The 17,989-nt window shown below is 60.6% G+C and carries 8 protein-coding genes and 1 pseudogene; 5 read left to right on the top strand and 4 right to left on the bottom strand.

What is annotated here, in order from left to right:
* Nucleotides 1-91: 91 nt before the first annotated feature.
* The 3 genes and pseudogenes from E4O98_RS19435 to E4O98_RS19425 all read left to right on the top strand — a co-directional run bounded on the left by E4O98_RS19435 (nt 92) and on the right by E4O98_RS19425 (nt 11,890).
* Nucleotides 92-2,701 carry a Tc toxin subunit A gene (locus E4O98_RS19435; RefSeq protein ID WP_248136018.1) on the top strand — a complete coding sequence of 870 codons (2,610 nt, stop codon included), beginning with the start codon at nt 92-94 and terminating at the stop codon, nt 2,699-2,701.
* Between the two features lie 34 nt (nt 2,702-2,735).
* Nucleotides 2,736-7,451 (top strand): neuraminidase-like domain-containing protein, encoded by a 4,716-nt coding sequence (locus E4O98_RS19430; protein ID WP_248136016.1) that lies wholly within the window; start codon nt 2,736-2,738, stop codon nt 7,449-7,451.
* Nucleotides 7,448-11,890, top strand: a pseudogene (locus tag E4O98_RS19425) (SpvB/TcaC N-terminal domain-containing protein). The gene E4O98_RS19430 and the pseudogene E4O98_RS19425 overlap by 4 nt, the downstream one beginning before the upstream one ends.
* 51 nt (nt 11,891-11,941) lie before the next feature.
* Here E4O98_RS19425 and E4O98_RS19420 read toward each other — a convergent pair.
* The 4 genes from E4O98_RS19420 to E4O98_RS19405 all read right to left on the bottom strand — a co-directional run bounded on the left by E4O98_RS19420 (nt 11,942) and on the right by E4O98_RS19405 (nt 16,646).
* Nucleotides 11,942-14,836 carry an RHS repeat-associated core domain-containing protein gene (locus E4O98_RS19420; RefSeq protein WP_248136014.1) on the bottom strand — a complete coding sequence of 965 codons (2,895 nt, stop codon included), beginning with the start codon at nt 14,834-14,836 and terminating at the stop codon, nt 11,942-11,944.
* 115 nt (nt 14,837-14,951) lie between these two features.
* The gene (locus E4O98_RS19415; protein ID WP_032880778.1) at nt 14,952-15,503 is read right to left on the bottom strand and encodes a cytochrome b; all 552 of its coding nucleotides are present in this window, start codon (nt 15,501-15,503) and stop codon (nt 14,952-14,954) included.
* Between the two features lie 151 nt (nt 15,504-15,654).
* Complete coding sequence (locus E4O98_RS19410; RefSeq protein WP_148853897.1) at nt 15,655-16,200, bottom strand: putative natural product biosynthesis protein; 546 nt, start codon at nt 16,198-16,200, stop codon at nt 15,655-15,657.
* 62 nt (nt 16,201-16,262) lie between these two features.
* Complete coding sequence (locus E4O98_RS19405; protein ID WP_005788904.1) at nt 16,263-16,646, bottom strand: DUF2946 domain-containing protein; 384 nt, start codon at nt 16,644-16,646, stop codon at nt 16,263-16,265.
* Nucleotides 16,647-16,826: 180 nt separating this feature from the next.
* Between E4O98_RS19405 and E4O98_RS19400 the strand changes: the two genes are divergently transcribed.
* Complete coding sequence (locus tag E4O98_RS19400; RefSeq protein ID WP_032880776.1) at nt 16,827-17,435, top strand: SCO family protein; 609 nt, start codon at nt 16,827-16,829, stop codon at nt 17,433-17,435.
* A complete protein-coding gene (locus E4O98_RS19395; RefSeq protein ID WP_032880775.1) occupies nt 17,435-17,917 on the top strand; it encodes a copper chaperone PCu(A)C in 483 nt (160 codons plus the stop codon). Before E4O98_RS19400 ends, E4O98_RS19395 begins: the two co-directional genes overlap by 1 nt.
* Nucleotides 17,918-17,989: the final 72 nt, after the last annotated feature.

The following is a 17,989-nucleotide window of genomic DNA, read 5'->3' as shown; positions in this document are numbered from 1 at the left end:
GGCGACCCGGCCGACCGAGCCGGCCTGGACGCCCATGTTAGCGTGCCGTTGCCCATGGCATTGGCACTGGGCTTTCAGGAGATTCACCAAAATGGACACGCATTCGCCCACCTACACCAGGCTCTTCAAGGAAGACTGGGAGCTGCTTTGCTCAGCTTCCTCCATGGCTGCCGTCGATTCACCGGCAGCCTATCTAAAGGCGCTGTATTTATTTGCCCAGGTGCTTGAAGACAGCGGAAAAGGCCGAGCCGGCAAAGTCACCCTGGACCAGCGGCGACCTGAGCTCAAGGCATTGCCCATCGACGAACACAGCCTGACGGCTGTGATCCCCCAACTGTCGATCATTAATGAAACCCTCACTCACCAGATCGACACATACCTTGGAAAGACCACCGGTGAAAACCGTGGACGCTCGCTGGATACGGTGCTTGGTCTTCAACGTTTTCCGTTCGCACTGCCGTTTGAACGAGCCCATCGGCAATGCTGGCTCAGCTTGTCCGCAGGCAAGCCGCAACTGGGTGAACTCAGCTATCGCATCAGTCTGAAGCTGCCCATTACCCAACGCGCTCAGAACGCCTACGGCGTCGTCAGGCACGCGGCCTATGAAGCACAGCGATTGCTGTGCGGCTTGAGCCCTGCACAGCAAAACTTGTTGACGGAACCGTTTCTGGAAAACTCGGGGAATGTGCACGCCACTGAGTTTTTCGCGCGGCACTATGGCCTCCAGGAGGAGTCGCTCAGAAAAACGCCCCATTGGCTGCACCAAACCGCTCTGACTCGCGACCAGGCCCAGGCATTACTGGCATGTGGCAGGTACCTGCCGGTGCTCTCGGGCAATGTATCTGCCGCCGCACTGCCAAGGCCGACGCCCGAGCTGCAGACACATGAACGGGCAGCCTACGTGAACGGCCCAATAACCAGCAATGCCGAGACGCGGCAACCGCTGTCCATAGAGCACACAGGACTGCAAAACACCTCATGGAACCGCTACCAGCGCCTGCACCGAATGATTCGCCTGCAACGCTGGACGCAACTGCCGTTTGAGGATCTGGACGCGCTGTTGATCAGCGTTGTGCGACGTGAGCAGGATGCTGATCCGCATCAGCCCTGCAACGACAATACCCTGCGGGCGCTGGGTGTCTACCGCTACCTGGAGCGGCGTCATGGCCTGCCACTTGAAGAGTTTGCGGCGATGCTGGATGAGCTTCCTGTGTGGGCGTCGGGCAATCGCCTGTCGCTGTATGACCAGGTGTTCAACCACGCTTCAATGCCCGGCGAGACACTGCGGGTGGATGTGCCAAATCTGGCGCTGCATGAAGCGCTGCCGGACAACCTGCGACATCGGCTGTGTGCCGGTCTGAACCTTGGGGACACCCCCGACGCCTTGCATTGGCTGATCGGACAGGCGCGCCAATACCTGCCTTCGCCTTGCCCGACGCTGACGTTCTATAGCGCCCTGTACCGCCAGGCCCGGATCGCACGGTTGTTCGGGTTATCGGTGCTCGACAGTCATCACGTGGCGGCACTGCTCGGCGGTACGGATTACACAGTCCAACTGGTCAACCCCTCCCTACGCAGCTCCGGCGTCAATGCACCGCCAGACATGCTCGATATGCTGATGCAAATGGATTGGCTGCTCGGTTGGCTCAAGGACGCGCGCCAATCGGTTGATCAACTTCGCCGTCGTTTAGTCCTGGAGGAAGACGCACAGCCGGCCCAGGTCCAGGCGTACCTCACCCAGCTTGATGACTTGGTGCAATTGACCCGACAGGGGCTGCTGGCGCAAGAAGACATCGCTGACCTTACGCTGCCCCAGCCCGAACCTGACACCAGGGCCGCGCCTATTCCCTGGCATGCCCTCATCGTCCAGGGCCTGCTGCACAGCCACCCCCAGCTCAAGCCGCCAGCTCCCAGCGAACTGCCCAAGGCACTTGTGCAACTCATTGAAGCTCGAACCCTGAGCCTGGACCCGACCCGCAACGCTACCCTGCACGCTGATGCCAAACACGCAGTGACCAAGAAGCTCGGCGAGTTCTATCGGCAGCTGCAGCCTTTGAAGGAAAAAATCGATGCGCTGTTCGGCGCCCCCTCGCATTTGCCTGGCGATCCGGCACTGTACCTGCAATCGCGCAAGCTCGCCGCCCGACAGATTGCCCGTGCGGCTACCGCCCAATCGCCCCTTGACCTAGTCAAACATCTGCTGCTGCTGTTGCCGGACGCCGAAGTGTTATTGGAGCTGACGGTGAGCCGCCAGACCCTGCACACCTTTTTGCTCCACCCGCACTGGTTGAGCCAGGAGCAGACGCAAGGCTCGCTGCTCAAGCTGACACTGAACACGCTGTACCTGCTGCAGCGCTTTGCCCACTGCCTCGACACCTATGGGCTTGCCCAACACAGCGTTCTCGATTACCTGCAACGCGCCAACACACCCTCTGCGGCAGACGTCGACACCTCGGCCAGCCCACGACTGGCCGCCCTGCTCAAGTGGGACGCCGGCGAGATCGAGCATCTGGTCGACCATCTCCCGAACAAACAGGTAAAAACCCTGGCCGACCTGGACTGGATCCTGCGTTGCCACCAAACCGTCAGACTCACCGGGCTCTGTGCCAAAACCCTGCTCAAGGCGACCGACCTGCACGCCACATTGATGAATGAGGACTGGAAACACGTCGGTTCGGCATTGATCACTACCGCCCCATAACACCGCTTTGTTGCGACCGGATCAAGGAACGACCATGTCTGCCCCCATCACCCAATACCTCAACGAACAGCTGCGCGACGCGATGCTGGCGTTCTACATGAACACCGTACTGCCCGAAGATCCCACCGTGCAGGCACTGCAACTGGCCGACACCTTCAAGCGCGTCGACGATGTCTACACCTACTGGCTGCTCGACCCCCAGGTCAGCCACGCGGTGCCCACTACTCGTATTGCCAGCGCGATTGCCAGCCTTCAGCAGTACATCAACGCCATCTACCTGGGCCTGGAACCCGGCTACGAAAAAACAGGCATGAGCCATGCCCAGCAGACCGAATGGCGAGACACCTTGCTGACCTACTCGCTGTGGCGTGCCAACCAACAACTTCGCCAGTACCCGGCCAGTTACCTGAGCCCCACCCTGCGCCACGACAAGAGCGACAGTTTCAGACAACTGGAAGACGAGTTGAACCAGTTCCGGACCGAGCCGGCATCGCTATTGAAGGCTGTCCACGGTTACCTCAATCGCTTCGAAGAACTCGCCAATATCAGAACCCTCAATGGCTATATCGATGGCGACAAGGACAGCTTCGCCAGCAGCGCCTATTACTTCATTGGCAAATCCAGCTCTGAAAACACCTATTACTGGCGCACGCTGGCTATGTCTGAGCGCCCAGCCGAGGGCACCGCTCCCAACCCAACGGCCTGGTCGGGATGGAAAAAAATCCATCTGTCCATCGACGACAATGTTCCCGAACAGACGATCCGCCCAGTGGTGTTCAATGGCCGTCTTTTCCTGGTGTGGGCCCAATGTATCAATCCGATGTCCTCCACCAAAGACATCACCCCGTTTGGACGCGGCGACGTTGAATCCGACAAGGACTACCAGCAACGCCTGGATACCCGGATACAAAGTACCTACCTGCAGTTCCGGCTGTACTTCTCGTTCAAAAAGCTCGATGACAGCTGGAGCACGCCGCAACTGTGCATCCAGGAATACAACATCGCCAAAGACCTCGACGAGTTGAGTTCAGAGGACTTGATGAGTGCCACCCATACGATTGCCGTTGTAGACGCGAACACCCACGCACCGTCGCTGTTTCTGGGCCTCATCGCCAATCCGGACGCTCCAGCACCCGCGCAGAACAACGGTACCCATAGAAACTTTTACCAAGCCATTCGCGTGGACGAACACTTCAACACCCATTGGCTTGAGAGCATCGGTAGCACCCGCAAGACGCGCCTGTGGCTCGATGAGTCTCACCTGGAACTGGCGGGGCGCTACCTGGCCATGTTTGCACACCACAACCATGCCAGGTTTCAGTTCAGGGCTACGAAAACCGCGCAGGTAAACGTGGAGGCTTTAACCCATGACGCGCCTCATGGCGCTGTCAACGGCTGGAATTATGCAGGCCACCAGAACAAGATCCGTGCGCTGACGAGCGCCGATATCAAGTTCAATACCACGACCTCGATACTGGAGGTGACGACCAGGCTCGCAGAAGGCTTCGAGCCGCATCGCACCCTGATCTTCAACTACGACAACGACCTGGTCACGTTTACCCTGACCTTGAGTACAAACGGCGTGCCCCAGGCAAATGAAACACTGAAGTTGAGCGCCACCTCACAGATCCATCTCAAGAGCGCCGTGCTCATTGAAGTGTCCTCCGTGCAAATAGGGCTGAGCCTCAAATGCCAGAAAACCGGAGTCGAGCAGGCTGACTTTATTCGCAATCAAAGTAATGAACCGTTCAGTCTTGCCCTACCACCGAAAAAAAATGCCAGCCCCCACACAGATTCCGTCACCCTGGACCTGGACGGGGCATACATTTCACGCGAAGCCTTCGAGTATTTTTCCAACGCCCCGGATTCTGCTTACCTCGTTTCGCTGACATTCCATGAAGATCACGGCTCGCCACCGGACCATAAGCACGACTTGTTCATCGGCACTGTCACGCTCTACCAAAAACAACGTCTGTACAGACCCGTACTGATGTATATGAAACAAGCCGATGCTGCTTTGCCGGAAACCCTGAACAGGAACAATACCGTGCTGGTCGGGCAGGCCGAACACTCGCGCCGCAACCTGCGCGATGCCTTCCCGGAACTGTCCATAAAGCATTTTTTTGACGTGCCGATCGAGTTCGCGCCGCAGACGATGAGACCTTATGGCGAGGACCCCGGCAATCCTCCCCCGACCTCATTGACCCTTATCCACGGCGTGTTGATACTGGAAAGCGATGTGCGCTATCCCTCGCCTACCATTCTGGGCTATGCGCTGAAAACTGCCACATTCACCCTCGGCACCCATAGCAATCCTCCTGTCATCCCGCTGGCCCCGCGCATTCGTCGTCTCACATCGGCGCCTTATGGCACGGCGGAGTTCATCGATTTCGACGGCAGCGCCATCGAGTACGGCGTTACGCCTAAGCACAAACGCGCGCCCATTCGTACCAATACCTGCGTCGCGAGCCTGCTGACAAAAACCGCAGGGGCTGATGTGCATCACCTGTTCTCCTTGCCAACGGACGCCTGGCGTGAGCCACCGCTGGCGGGCGAAAAGAATTACAGCCTGCTGGACTTCCAGGGTGCCCATGGCGCGTATTACTGGGAGCTGTTTCTTTACCTGCCCTGGTTGTTGGCGCACCGTTTGAACCTGGAACAGCAATATGCCGACGCCGAAGTCTGGATACGTTTTCTTTTCGATCCTGCTCACCAGTCTGCCCATTGGCGTCAGCCGATGCTGTTGGCCGACACTACGCCACAACCCAGCCAGACCTTGCTCTGCGCTCATCGACTGGCCAAAAGCAGCCCCGTGCATTTTCGCCAGGCGCTGTACCTGTTGTATGTCGATATCCTGCTTAATCGCGGTGACGCGGCCTACCGGGAAATGAGCCGCGACAGTCTGGCCGAGGCCAAGCTGTGGTACATCCGCGCTAAAGGATTGCTGGGGCTGCGCCCACCGCTCAACGCTGTTGATCCCTGGGTGACCACGACCCTGGACAAACTGCAAAGTCCCTCGTCACTTGGCATGACGCCGGTGCCTGCCGGCACAGCACGGCTGTGCCGATCCCTGAGCCCGGACCTGCTGATGCGCTGGGACAAGGTTGATGCGCGCCTGTACAACCTTCGCCATCACCTTGACCTGACCGGCAAGCCCATGAGCCTGCCGCTCTACGCCGCCACGCTGACACCCCAGGCGTTGCTGGCCGCCTACCAGCAAGGCACCGGCGGCGCCGGCGTGCAGGCAACCCTGCGCACTGCGCACGCCGGGCACTATCGCTTCCAGGTGGTGCTGGGGCACGCGTTGCAGGCCGTCGATAACCTGATCCAGTTGGGAGTGACCTTGCTGTCACTGTGGGAGCGCAAGGAGCAGGCTCACTCTGTAGAATCCCAGCAACAACAGGCCTGGGAACTGGCAAGGTTAGCCGTCGAGCAACAAGCCCAGGCCGTGCAGGTCGATACCAGAAACAGGCATGCCCTGCTGGCCGGGCGTCGCATCGTCGAGGCCCGGGTGGCCTTCTTCGAGCAGCAACTCAAGGTCGGCATCAGCCCGGCAGAAGCCCAGGCCACCCAGGCGTATCAGGACAGCGCACACTGGGAAACGGCAGCCGCGGTTGCTCAAGCCGGCGCGGGCCTGGCGATGCTGATACCGAATATTTTCGGCACCTCCAATGGCGGCGTGCGTTACGAAGGTGCCTTTCACGCGCTGCAAGCCATGTCCCAAGGCATGGCCAACGAACAGCGCGCCAACGCCGCCCACCTCGACCGCTCCGACCTGTTCGCCCGCCGCGCCGCCGAATGGGGCAATGCCCTGGAGCAGGCGCGCCTGGAACTGGCCCAGGTCGATGCACAACTGCTGGCCTACACCGAACAAGAGCAACATACCCGCCTGCAATTGCGCCTGGCCCAAACCTCGTTCACCCAGGCGCGAACCTTGTATGACCTACTGGGTAAACGCTTTACCAACGCTCAGCTCTATCAATGGCTCAACGGCCAGCTTTCGACGTTCTACTACCAGGCGTATGACGCCACCCTGTCCCTGTGCCTGGCCGCCGAGGCGTGCTGGCAAGAGGAGCGCGCGGAGTGGGACAAACACTTCATTCAAACCGGGCTCTGGGTTCGCCAATACCGTGGCCTCAGCGCCGGCGAAGCCCTTAAACAGAATTTGCTGAGCATGAGCAGTGCCTACGCCACCCAGAACGAACGCCTGCTGGAGATCACCAAAACCGTGTCGTTGCGTCAGCTTCACGACCAAGACGCTTCAGCCACAGGCGATAAACCCTGGGCAACGCTTAAAGCCGAACTGCTGACTAACGGTACGCTGAGCTTCGAACTGACCCGCAAGCTGTTCGACGACGATTACCCTGGCCACTACCTGCGACGGATCAAAAGCGTCAGTGTCTCGCTGCCTGCCACCCTGGGGCCCTACGAAGACATCAAGGCCCTCCTGACCCAGACCGGCAATACCACGCAGCTTGCGCCCACCTCTGATAAACCCGAGGTTGCAGTAAAGAAAGACTGGCGCGCCAGGCAGGAAATCGCCCTGTCCAACGGGCTCAACGACAGCGGCCTGTTTACTTTGAACTTCGACGGTGACGAACGTTATCTGCCGTTCGAATACACCGGCGCCATTTCCACCTGGCAACTGAGCTTCCCCAACCATACGCGGCAAGGGGACCTGCTCAAATCCTTGACCGATATCATCGTGCACCTGCGTTACACCGCCAGGAACAGCGGAGGCCTGCGATGAGCATGCAGTCATCCGATTTTTTGCAGCCGGCAATCCCTGCCCTGCCCAAGGGCGGCGGTGCCATCCAGGGCCCTGGCGTCAGTTGGGGGCCTGTCGGCTCACGGGGCGAGGCGTGCCTGGACGTGCCTTTGCCGATTTCGCCCGGACGCGGTTTCGCCCCTGCGTTGAGCCTCGGGTATCGCAGCTCACAAGGCAATGGCCCGTTCGGACTCGGCTGGACACTGTCGGCGGGCGCGATCAGCCGTGATACACGCAAGGGTATCCCGGCCTACGGCGAAGATGACCGTTTCGTCAGCCCCCAGGGTGTCGAGCTGATCCCGGAGCGTGACGCCCATGGCGAGATTCACGCCACCGCTTGCGACCAGTACAACGGCCTGCCCCTGGGTGAAGCACATCGGGTAGTGCGCTATGTACCCATCGTCGAGGGCAGGTTCGATCGGATCGAACATTGGTCATCCTCAAGTGATACTGCCGGGTTCTGGCTGGTACAGGGTGCGGACGGCTGCGTACATCTGTTCGGCAAAACCCTGATCGCTCGCTGCACAGACCCGGAGGACAGCCGCCATGTGGCCCAATGGCTGTTGCAGGAAAGCCTCAATCCCCTGGGAGAGCAGATTTATTACCACTACAAGCCAGAAGACCAGCGCGCTCCAATCACCAGGGATTACCGTGCGCAGCGTTACCTGGCCAGGGTGTGCTACGGCAACCTGCGACACTGCGAACACTTGGCGCTTTGGAATACCGATGTGCTCGCCGAGAAACAATGGCACTTCGAGCTGCTGCTCGACTATGGCGAACGCCACATCGAGCTGAGCCAGGTGCCGACCTACGCCGAGCAACAGCCGTGGCTCTCGCGCAACGACCCGTTCTGCAATTACGCCTACGGTTTTGAACTCGGCACCCAGCGGCTTTGCCGGCAAGTCCTGATGTTTCATTACTTCCCGGATGAGCCGAGCATGGGCGCCGACCCGGTGCTGACCCGGCGACTGCTGCTGGAACACACCGACCGTCACGCCGCAGGCAGTTGCTTGAATGCCTTGCACAACCAGGCATATGACGCTCAGGGAACGGCCAGCGCCTGGCCGCCCCTGGAACTGGCCTATAGCGCCTTCAAGCCGGTACTGGAACCCGCCCGCTACCAGCCGTTCGACGGCATGGCGGGTGTCAACGATGGGCAACACTATCAACTGGTGGACCTGCGCAACGACGGTCTGCCGGGCATCCTGCACCGTACCGACAAAAGTTGGTATTACCGCGAACCGCTCAGGGCTGCGCGTGCGACCGGCCTCGATGCGGTGACCTATGGGCCATGGCAGGCATTGCCACGCATTCCCGTCGCCGACACTGCCCAGGCCACCCGTCAGGCCCTGGCAGACCTTAATGGTGACGGGCACCTCGAATGGGTGGTGGCCCAACCGGGCATGAGCGGTTTTTTCACCCTCGATACGCAGCAACAATGGTCAAGTTTTACGCCGTTCGCGGCGATACCCCAGGAGTTTTTCCATCCCCACGGGCAATTCGCTGACCTGATGGGCAGCGGCCGCCTGGACCTTGCGTTGATCGGCAATCACAGCGTGCGTTTGTATGCCCATCATCAGGGCGAGGGGTATGGCGCCGGCCTCCAAGTGCCCTACGAGCACGCCGACGAGGGTCTGCCCACGCTCAGCCATACATCGACCGAACTGGTCGCCTTCTGCGACCCGTTGGGCAGCGGTCAACAGCACTTGGTGCGTATTCGCCATAATGAAATCAGATGCTGGCCAAACCTGGGCCGCGGACGCTTCGGCAAGGGGTTCATGTTTGCGGCATTGCCGTTCGACTACGCCAGCTTCGACGCCGCCAATATCCGCCTGGCTGACCTCGACGGTTCAGGCGCGGTGGACCTGATTTACCTGCAGCCCGAACAACTGCTGATTCTCATGAACCGCGCCGGCAGCGGGCTGATGCCGCCCGTGACGTTGCCCTGGCCAGACGGCGTGCTCCACGACGCGACGTGTCAGGTCAGTTTCGCCGACCTTCAAGGCCTGGGCTGTTCCAGCCTGATCCTGAGCGTGCCGCACATCAAACCCCGGCATTGGCGCTTCGACTTTGTCCGCCGAAAACCTTATTTGTTGACGGCAACCCTCAACAACATGGGAGCGGCCACCCAACTGAGTTACCGCAGCAGTGCCCAGGAATGGCTCGACGAAAAACACCAGCGCCAGTCATCGGGGAAAGCCTCAGTCAGCAGCCTGCCCTTCCCCGTGCCGGTGGTTCGGCATCAGCGGCAAACAGACCAGGTCAGCGGCAATCGGCTGACCCAGTATTTTCGCTACCGTGAAGCCTGTCACGACAGCGTTGAGCGCCGGTTCATCGGCTTCGGCCTGGTGCTGGAAAGCGATATGCCGCCGTCCGCCAATACCGCATCGGGGATACTGACCAAGCGCTGGTTCAATACACTTGAGCTTTCGCGAGAGGGGTTTTATGCAGGGGATCGGCATGCGCCTGTGGTGGGGCCGACCCTGCTGAGCCAGTTGGAGACCGGGCGCACTCTGGACACCCTGATTGCCAACCCGCAGGCATCGACCTGGCATCAAGTGCGGCGTGCGCTGGCCGGTAGCCTGTTGCGCGAGGAGGTCTACGCCGCCGCCGATCAACCGCCGAACGGCGTGCCCTACTCGGTGCAGCAGCAACGTTATCTGGTACGCCTTATAAGCCCGTCGCGAAAGGCTGGCGAACCGGCGACACTGCTGCCTTTGCTGCTGGAATCGATCACCTGTCACTACGAGCGCCAACAGGATGATCCGCGCTGTCGGCACCTGTTGAATCTGCGCTGGGACACCTACGCAAGCCTTGTGCACAGCGTGGTGGTCGATTATGCCCGCCGCAAGAGCGCCACTGACGCCGCGCCGTCCGGCCAACCCCATGAGTAGCAGTGGTGGCGTGCGGCGCACGACCCGGCACAACAGGCTTACTACCTCAACGAAACCCTCGCCCGCTTCATTCACCTGGACGCACCGCAACGCTGGCGCCTGCAACTGCCTTACCAGCAGCGCAGCAACGTACTGACGCTACCCAGGCAAGCATGGCCGCACGGGCAGATCGGCTATGAACAATTCGTCGCCGAGGACGCGTCCAACCCCTTGAGGCCGGGTGACCAGCGCCAACTCGGCGGGCTGTCGGTGCAGCACTATTGCCTGGCGGAGCACACCACGCCGTTACCGCCCGGAACCGCGAGTTTCCAGGCTTTGCCCGCTTACGTCGAAGTGGCTGAACTCGATGCGCCGGCATTGAGTGTCTATCAGGACCCACAGATCACCGCCACCTTGACCGAACAACATTATCGCCCGATGTCCGCGTTTCTCTCGGCGATTGCAGGGCAGGACGATGCAATGACACTTTGGTCGGTCGGCCGCGGCTATAACCGTTACGCGCAACCTGAAGGGTTCTACCGGCCTCGTCGCCACCAGGCCAGCATGAGCCACGCCGCGACGCAGACCGAATACGATGCCTACTGGCTACACGTGATCAAGGTTCAGTCAGCGGACGGCTGCTCGACCCAGGCCGACTACGACTACCGGATCGGCCTGCCGGTGACAGTCACCGACGCACAGCGCACCCGGCAGTACGCGCAATACGATGCCCGCGGACATCTGATTGCCACTGGCCTTGGGGGTGAGGAACAGGGCGCGCCTGTCGGCTATGACAACTGGCAATCCGTCACCCGCGCCCTCGACAGCGGCCCGACACAAGCGCTGGCCGATCCTGCCACGGCCCTTAACAATGCCCAGAGCGCCTGCTTTTATGACGTGTTCAGTTGGATGGGCCGCATCCCGCCTGCCAGTGTGCAGGGGCACTGGGTGAGCAGCGGTTACCTGCTGCCCAGCGGGCACATTCGGGCCTCAGCGCTGTCGCGCATCAACCACCTGCCCAGCCAGCAGCCCCATCATCAAACGCTCATAAGCCTGATCAAGACCGCCCGTCGAGTACCGGTGCACGCCGTGGTGCTGCATGACGACCACTGGCAGGGAACGCCAGGTGAGGCCGATCGGCAGATCCACGTAGCCCTCGCCTTCAGTGATGGTTTTGGTCGCGTGCGGCAAACCCAGGAGCAGGCACAATCAGGCCCCGCGTTTGAGGTCGACCACGCAGGGACATTAAGCGAGGGCGCCGATCAAGTCGAAGCCAGTCGCCGTTGGCGCATCAGTGGGCGCGTCGAATACGACAACCGAGGTGGCGTGGCGCGGACCTGGCGGCCTTACTTCGCCGACCGTGCCGGGTACATCGATGACGAGGCATTCAACGCCTCACGCCCCAGCGAGCGACAGGTGCATGATGCTCTGGGGCGCACTGTAAGTGTGCTCAACGCCAATGGCGGCCTGCGGCGCCAAACGTATTGGGCCTGGTACACCGTAAGCGAGGACGAAAACGACACCGAGGAGGACAATCCTGCCGATTAGCAGCACTGAAGGCCGTTGCCGAGGCAGCGGCCTTCAAGACAAAAGAACGCGTCACCCTCGGTGTGGATTCATCACCCTGACAGCCCGATAGTGAAAGCCACTGACGTGCTGAATCAATAGCCGATACGCACCGCGACCGCGCTGGCCGCGATACCCCGGCAAATCAAAGCCTCGGATATTATTTCCGTAAGCGTGCCCTCTTTCCATGGCCCATTCTCTGGATGCCAGCCTGTTGAGGACGTCCCTGATAATTCCCCCATCACGCCCACGCAACTCGTTCAGAATATTTGATTCGTCGATCACAAGGCGTTCCGGCGCTCGACCGGAAGAAGGCCCTGGGCGTTCAGCTGCCGTCACCTCTTCAACTGCGCCAGAACCTCGTCGCCCCGCACTTGCGGCTTTTGTCAGCGGGCGTACTTCGGTAGCTGTCAGCCCGGCTGCCGGCAGTGGGCCAACCCTTTCATGTCGCGGAGGGCGCAGCGTCATCGCTTCAAATCCCAGTCTTTTTAACTCCCGATTCGGGTTTTTGTGTGATTGGGCAGCTTTCAAAGCCGCGTGCTTGCCCTGACCGGGTCCGGTGTAGGCATAAATGCCACCGTAATCATCAGGTATCAATCCGTAGGCGTAGCTCCCACTGTCGGATTTGTTCACTCGGAACTGATGAAGAAAATCCGCAAACGCAGTGATCTCCTCCTCGCTGGGGTTGGCCCCTTGCAATATATTCCGGGCATTTTCCATGGCCAGTTCTCGATAAACTGCACTGCGCTCGTTTTCCCAGCTCCTGTCAGTTCTTACCTGCTGGCGAACCCACAACGTTGCGCCCACAACTGCCATCATGAATCCCGCGATAGCTATCTGCGCGGCTTGGCTTGCGTCCAGGCCAATGGCTGGCCCAGCCAACACCGCCATGATAATGATGATGACTACTTCAACCAGGGGATTGCGCTGCAAGCCATTGTCATCCACGTAGCCGACAGGGTTGTTCCCGACCATGGCGTACAGGTTCAACCCATCCACATCCCCCGCCGGATCTGCACTTATCCACCGCATCAACCAGGGTGCGTAATACCTGAACCCGTAGTAATACAGGCCGCTGGCGTCTCGCTCCTTGCCCGAGTAACGCCGGTTTTTATAGCTTGCTTCAAGCGCATTCTTCGCGGCCCACCAGGCGGTCGCACCGAACGGGTAATAACTTTCCTGGCTCAGCAAGGCTGCCTTTTCGTCAAGCTCCAAGGTACTGCTGCCCAGGTGATCGCAGAGGCTGAAGCGCAGTTGCTCGTCCACCATGCCCTCGGGGCGCCCCTGTTGCCATTGCAACCCTCTGACCGCAGTGCGCCCGGCCTGAGCAAGCAGCACATTGCGCCATTCACCCGAGGTGCCCTGGCGATGCAGCTCCAGGCCCGGTAGATACAGCACTTCATGGGTATGGGTCTGTGAGCCGGCGTGTGCCACTCGGCGTTTGCTGACCCGCTGGCCGGCGCCGTCGTACACATAGACCTCATCGTCATGTTCGCCGCTGTCACGCAGCACTTGCGCAACACGAACCAATTGGTTGCGCACACTCCAGGTCAGCGCCTGCCCACGCGCCAGTTCCTTGAGGTTGCCGGCCTGATCAAAGCGATTGCCCAGGCCGGGCGCCGTCGCCCCCTCCCGCTCGATCACGCTGTGGTTACTGTGTTCACCTGCGCGCATGTGCTGGGTAAAGCCGCTGCCGGAGGAAGGAACATGGCGCATCTGCGTCAGGTTGCCGGCCGGGTCGTAGGCGTAGTGTCGGGTGTAGTTGCGCCAGAGATTGTCGTCCGTGGCCCCGAACGTGACCCTGCCCGGCAGCGCGGATGTGCCGGCGCTACGGGAGTTTTCCCGGCCAGTGGCCTTGATCAATCGTGACAGGCTGTCGTACTCGAACGTACTGACCGCCGCCACCTGAACGTTAGTCGCCCACCGCGTCGGCTGCGCCGCGTCGTGGATGCGCAGCACGTTGCCGACCCGGTCGTAGCGGTATGAAAGGTCTTGCAGGAGCCTACCCGGCGTGTTTTTGAGGTGGGCGCTCAAGCGCATCAAACGGCCATCGGCATCGGCGTACTCGGCCACGCTGACGACGCCATTGCCCGTGCGTTCGGCCAACACCTGCGCCGAGGCGTTGAAGGTGCGCTGATCCACCAAGGTCTTGCGCGCTCCGCTCTTGAAGACTATTTCGCTGTGGGTCAACAAGCCGTCTACGCCGTAACGCGATTGCTGACGATTGCCGAGGGCATCGACCTGTTCCAGCACCTGGCCCAGCGCGCCGTACCGCCAGGTGGTCGTGAATGCCTCAGCCTGCAAGTGTGCGTCGCGTTCACTCTCCGCCAGCGGCCAGTCGGACGCAGTGTATTGTGCGCGCAAACGCCGGGTTTGCACCGTGACGCTGCCCTGTACGTTGTAATGATCGAAGAACAGCGTACCGGCTGGATCATCGTGGCGGATCAAGCGGCCACAGCGATTACGTGCCGCCTCCCGAGACGTCATGCCGGCGTAGGTCATGCGCTCCACGCAGCGCTCTGCCGCTTCGTCTGCGGCACGCTCAAACACCGCCACGGGGCGTAGCAACTGATCGTACTCAAACCGCTGCCGGGCGCCACGGCTGTCCCATTGCTGCACGACCTGACCAGCGCTGCCAGGCAGCATGACCTGGCTACCGGCATCCACACTATCGGTGCTCAGGGGTAGCCCGGTGAGGCTATGGCGATGGGACAGATTGGGCGGCACAGCGTCGTCAAGGCCGTGCAGGTCAGATAGCCTGGGGTCCCATTGTTGTTGCAGGAAGCCCCGGGCGCCGAATACCTGGCGTGTGACATACTCCAGAGGTTGCTGTTGTAGCGTGTTGCGGTGGTAAGCCACGCTACGCACGGTCAACCCTCGCGGGTCGAAAACCGTCAGTGACGGGGTGTTTTGGTGCAAGGAAGGCATAAGCGGATAAACCTGAAAACCAATGGTTCACAAAGCCTAGTCATCCGCTCGAAGGTCGCATGGCAGCGCACCACGCTGTGAAGCGTGCGGGCCTTCCGAATCTCTCGTCAGCGCTTCAAGCCCGACGACTGAACATGCGTCGCAATACCTGAGGCTCGCCTCGCAGCGAATGCACAAGCACCGCGCCGATATGCCCGACAATCAATACCAGCATCGTCCACCCCAGTTCGCTGTGGAAGTCGCGGCCCAGATCAATCATCCACTGCACCTTTTCGCCTTCCAGGCCCTCCATGATCGTCAGGCCAAACGCCGAAAATTCGCGACCGGAGCCGTACTGGCGCAGCAGCCCGATCACGGGGATCAGCAACATCAGCGCATACAGCGCGCCATGCCCGATCGATGACCAGCGGTTCACGCTTGGAGGACGACGGTGCCGGTGCAACAGGTTCCAACTGGTCCGCAGTATCAGCAGCACCAGCAATAACAACCCTGTGGGCTTGTGATAGGGCCACAGCAGTTTGTCCACCGTAGAGTCGGAAGCCAGGTAGTGGGCCACCGCCGTGCAATAGATCCAGGTGAAAACCAGGGCCATCAACCAGTGCAGCGCCCGACTGACAACATCGTAGTGATCACTGGGCAAAGGGGTTGTCTCGAACATCTTCTTCATCGCAGCCTCTTGTGTTTTTGGCGTCGAACGTGAACATCGCACTCTTGCGGGTAAAAAAATACCGTTCCCATCAGCAGTATGAAAAAACAGTTTCATCCTACAAAAAGTTCGCGTTTCTTACGTCGCCTCACGTCATAGTTCGACCAGCACTTCAAGGCACCGGTTGCCAGCCGCTGAAGCCGGCCTGGCGGGTCAACGGGCACCAGGCAAAATCCCCTGCCGGGGCAGGCAACACCTGGCGTTCGATATCAGCCAGCGGCCTGCCCTTCCAATCGATAACCCGTGTGTCTTGCCAGGCCAGAACCACGCCCTGGGCCTGGCTTTGATCGGTCGTCACCCAGCACGCCGCCGCGGCAGCCATAAAGGTTTCTATCGGCTCGTTATCTATTTGCGCACGGTACATCGAGCCCAGCAGCCAGCGGCAGACGTTCAGATGGTAGGTCCAATCCAACGGCGGCTGATTGCGATAGGCCCAGGTCATAAAGCTGCGGAACAGGTTCAGCCCCTCCGGCGGGTCAAGCTTGAGCAATGCCGGGCAGATATCGAACAAGGTGTGCCAATGGGGTAACAGGCGTGCATCCAGGTGCACAAAGCAACGGGCATTACTCGGGTAGTCGGGCAGCGCGGGCTCCGCGCACAGGCGACGGGACGCCTTGCTGACCAGGCGGCTGGCGCCTGCAGGCAATAGTTGATTCATGGATAGCACCCATAATCGTGACGGCAGAATGCCCCCTGGTCTCAGGAGGCCCAAGGCATACGTCAGAATGCAGGGGAAGCGCGGGGGTTGGCCGAGGGCCAGGAGTAACGCGGTGGCGCCTTGTTGCGCCGCTCATGGCCCGGGCGCGGGGTTTGCCCGAGGCCAAGAAGCCAGGCCAGGCCGATCAGGAATACGATAGCGACGGTAATGGCGTTGCAGACCGGGCAGGCAAAGTAGTTCGAGATGTTGCTGGAACTCGGGTCAGCCAACCCTTTATCGGAAATTGGCAACTGGCCACCCTCCACCGAACAGAACAGCCCACCGATGCCATTGAGCTGCTGGCCCATCATCTGACCGTGCCCCAAACCGCAGGCGAACAGGTTCATCAGCACGCAGAAGTACAGGGCCCAGGCGATCAGCGAACGGTCAGAGTGGCGCAATTTCATGGCGGCGACTCTACCACTGAAGCCGCAAAAGGATGAAGTACGGTGCGCCCCTGTGGCAGAACGTCGCAGATTACGCAGGGTGGCCAGGGTTGATAGACTCTGCACCCTTCTCGTTACTCCTTTTCCAAGCCTGATCGGCCGCTTCACAGCCCTGCAGGCGTTTCACAGGATGCACAGTTGATGAGTACGTTATTCACCCGCCGCAAAGTGCTGACCGGCATGGGCCTGTTGGGCCTGGGCAGCCTGCTGGGCGGCTGTGACTACAGCCCCAAACTGAACTTCAAGTACGGCAAGGACCTCAGTGACAAGATCATGGGCCGTACCTTCAAGCTCAAGAACACCGCCGGCGAAACCGTCACCCTGAGCTCGTACCGTGGCCTGATGCCCGTGGTGTTCTTCGGTTTCACCCAATGCCCAGCGGTCTGCCCGACCGCCCTGGCACGCGCCGCCCAGGCCAAGAAGCTGATGGGCCGCGACGGCAAGATCATGCAGGTGGTGTTCATCACCCTGGACCCGGAACGCGACACCCCCGAGATTCTCGACAAGTACGTCAAGGCCTTCGACCCCAGCTTCGAAGCCCTCTACGGCACCCCGGAAGAAATCGCCGTGGCCGCCAAGGAGTTCGGGATCTTTTATGAAAAGATCCCCGCCGGCGACACCTACACCTTGTCCCACACCGCCACCAGCTTCGTGTTCGACACCCGTGGCAACCTGCGCCTTGGCTTGCAGGCATCCCTTACCGCTCAAGAGTGCGCAGAAGACCTGCTCACCGTCATGGAGGTCTGCTAATGACTACCGCTCAATCCCTGAAACGCTTTGCCTTCGGCCTTACCCTGCTCGGCCTCGCCGCCCACGCCAGCGCCCAGGTGCAAGTGACCGACGCCTGGGTACGCGCCTCCGTACCGGGCCAGCCGTCCAGCGGTGCCTTCATGACCCTCACCGCCGACAGCGACAGCCAACTGCTCAGCGTGGCCTCGCCGGTGGCCAAGGACGTGCAGATCCATGAGATGAGCATGAAGGACGACGTGATGCGCATGGGCCCGGTGGACTCGGTGGCCCTGCCGGCGGGTAAAGCCGTCAAGCTCGACCCCAACGGCTATCACGTCATGCTGATGGGCCTGACCGGCCAGATCAAGGAAGGCGACCAGGTGCCGCTGACCCTTACGGTGAAGGATGCCAAGGGTGAAAAGCAGACCGTTGAGGTGAAGGCCAATGCCCGTGGCCTGGACGGCATGGATCACAGCCAGATGGACCATAGCAAGATGCATTGATTGCCCTGTGTAGGCGGTCCTGTGGGAGGGGGCTTGCTCCCGATGGCGGCCTCAGGGCCGACCAGGATGTTG

The organism is Pseudomonas sp. W2Jun17 (genome assembly GCF_023127795.1).
Taxonomy (GTDB): domain Bacteria; phylum Pseudomonadota; class Gammaproteobacteria; order Pseudomonadales; family Pseudomonadaceae; genus Aquipseudomonas; species Aquipseudomonas synxantha_A.
The sequence above is the reverse complement of the archived record's forward strand: the minus strand, read 5'-3'. Positions and strand labels throughout refer to the sequence as shown.

Coding starts and splice junctions, on each gene's coding strand:
- E4O98_RS19435 (WP_248136018.1), top strand. CDS start 92: ATGGACACGCATTCGCCCACCTACACCAGGCTCTTCAAGGAAGACTGG.
- E4O98_RS19430 (WP_248136016.1), top strand. CDS start 2,736: ATGTCTGCCCCCATCACCCAATACCTCAACGAACAGCTGCGCGACGCG.
- E4O98_RS19420 (WP_248136014.1), bottom strand. CDS start 14,836: ATGCCTTCCTTGCACCAAAACACCCCGTCACTGACGGTTTTCGACCCG.
- E4O98_RS19415 (WP_032880778.1), bottom strand. CDS start 15,503: ATGAAGAAGATGTTCGAGACAACCCCTTTGCCCAGTGATCACTACGAT.
- E4O98_RS19410 (WP_148853897.1), bottom strand. CDS start 16,200: ATGAATCAACTATTGCCTGCAGGCGCCAGCCGCCTGGTCAGCAAGGCG.
- E4O98_RS19405 (WP_005788904.1), bottom strand. CDS start 16,646: ATGAAATTGCGCCACTCTGACCGTTCGCTGATCGCCTGGGCCCTGTAC.
- E4O98_RS19400 (WP_032880776.1), top strand. CDS start 16,827: ATGAGTACGTTATTCACCCGCCGCAAAGTGCTGACCGGCATGGGCCTG.
- E4O98_RS19395 (WP_032880775.1), top strand. CDS start 17,435: ATGACTACCGCTCAATCCCTGAAACGCTTTGCCTTCGGCCTTACCCTG.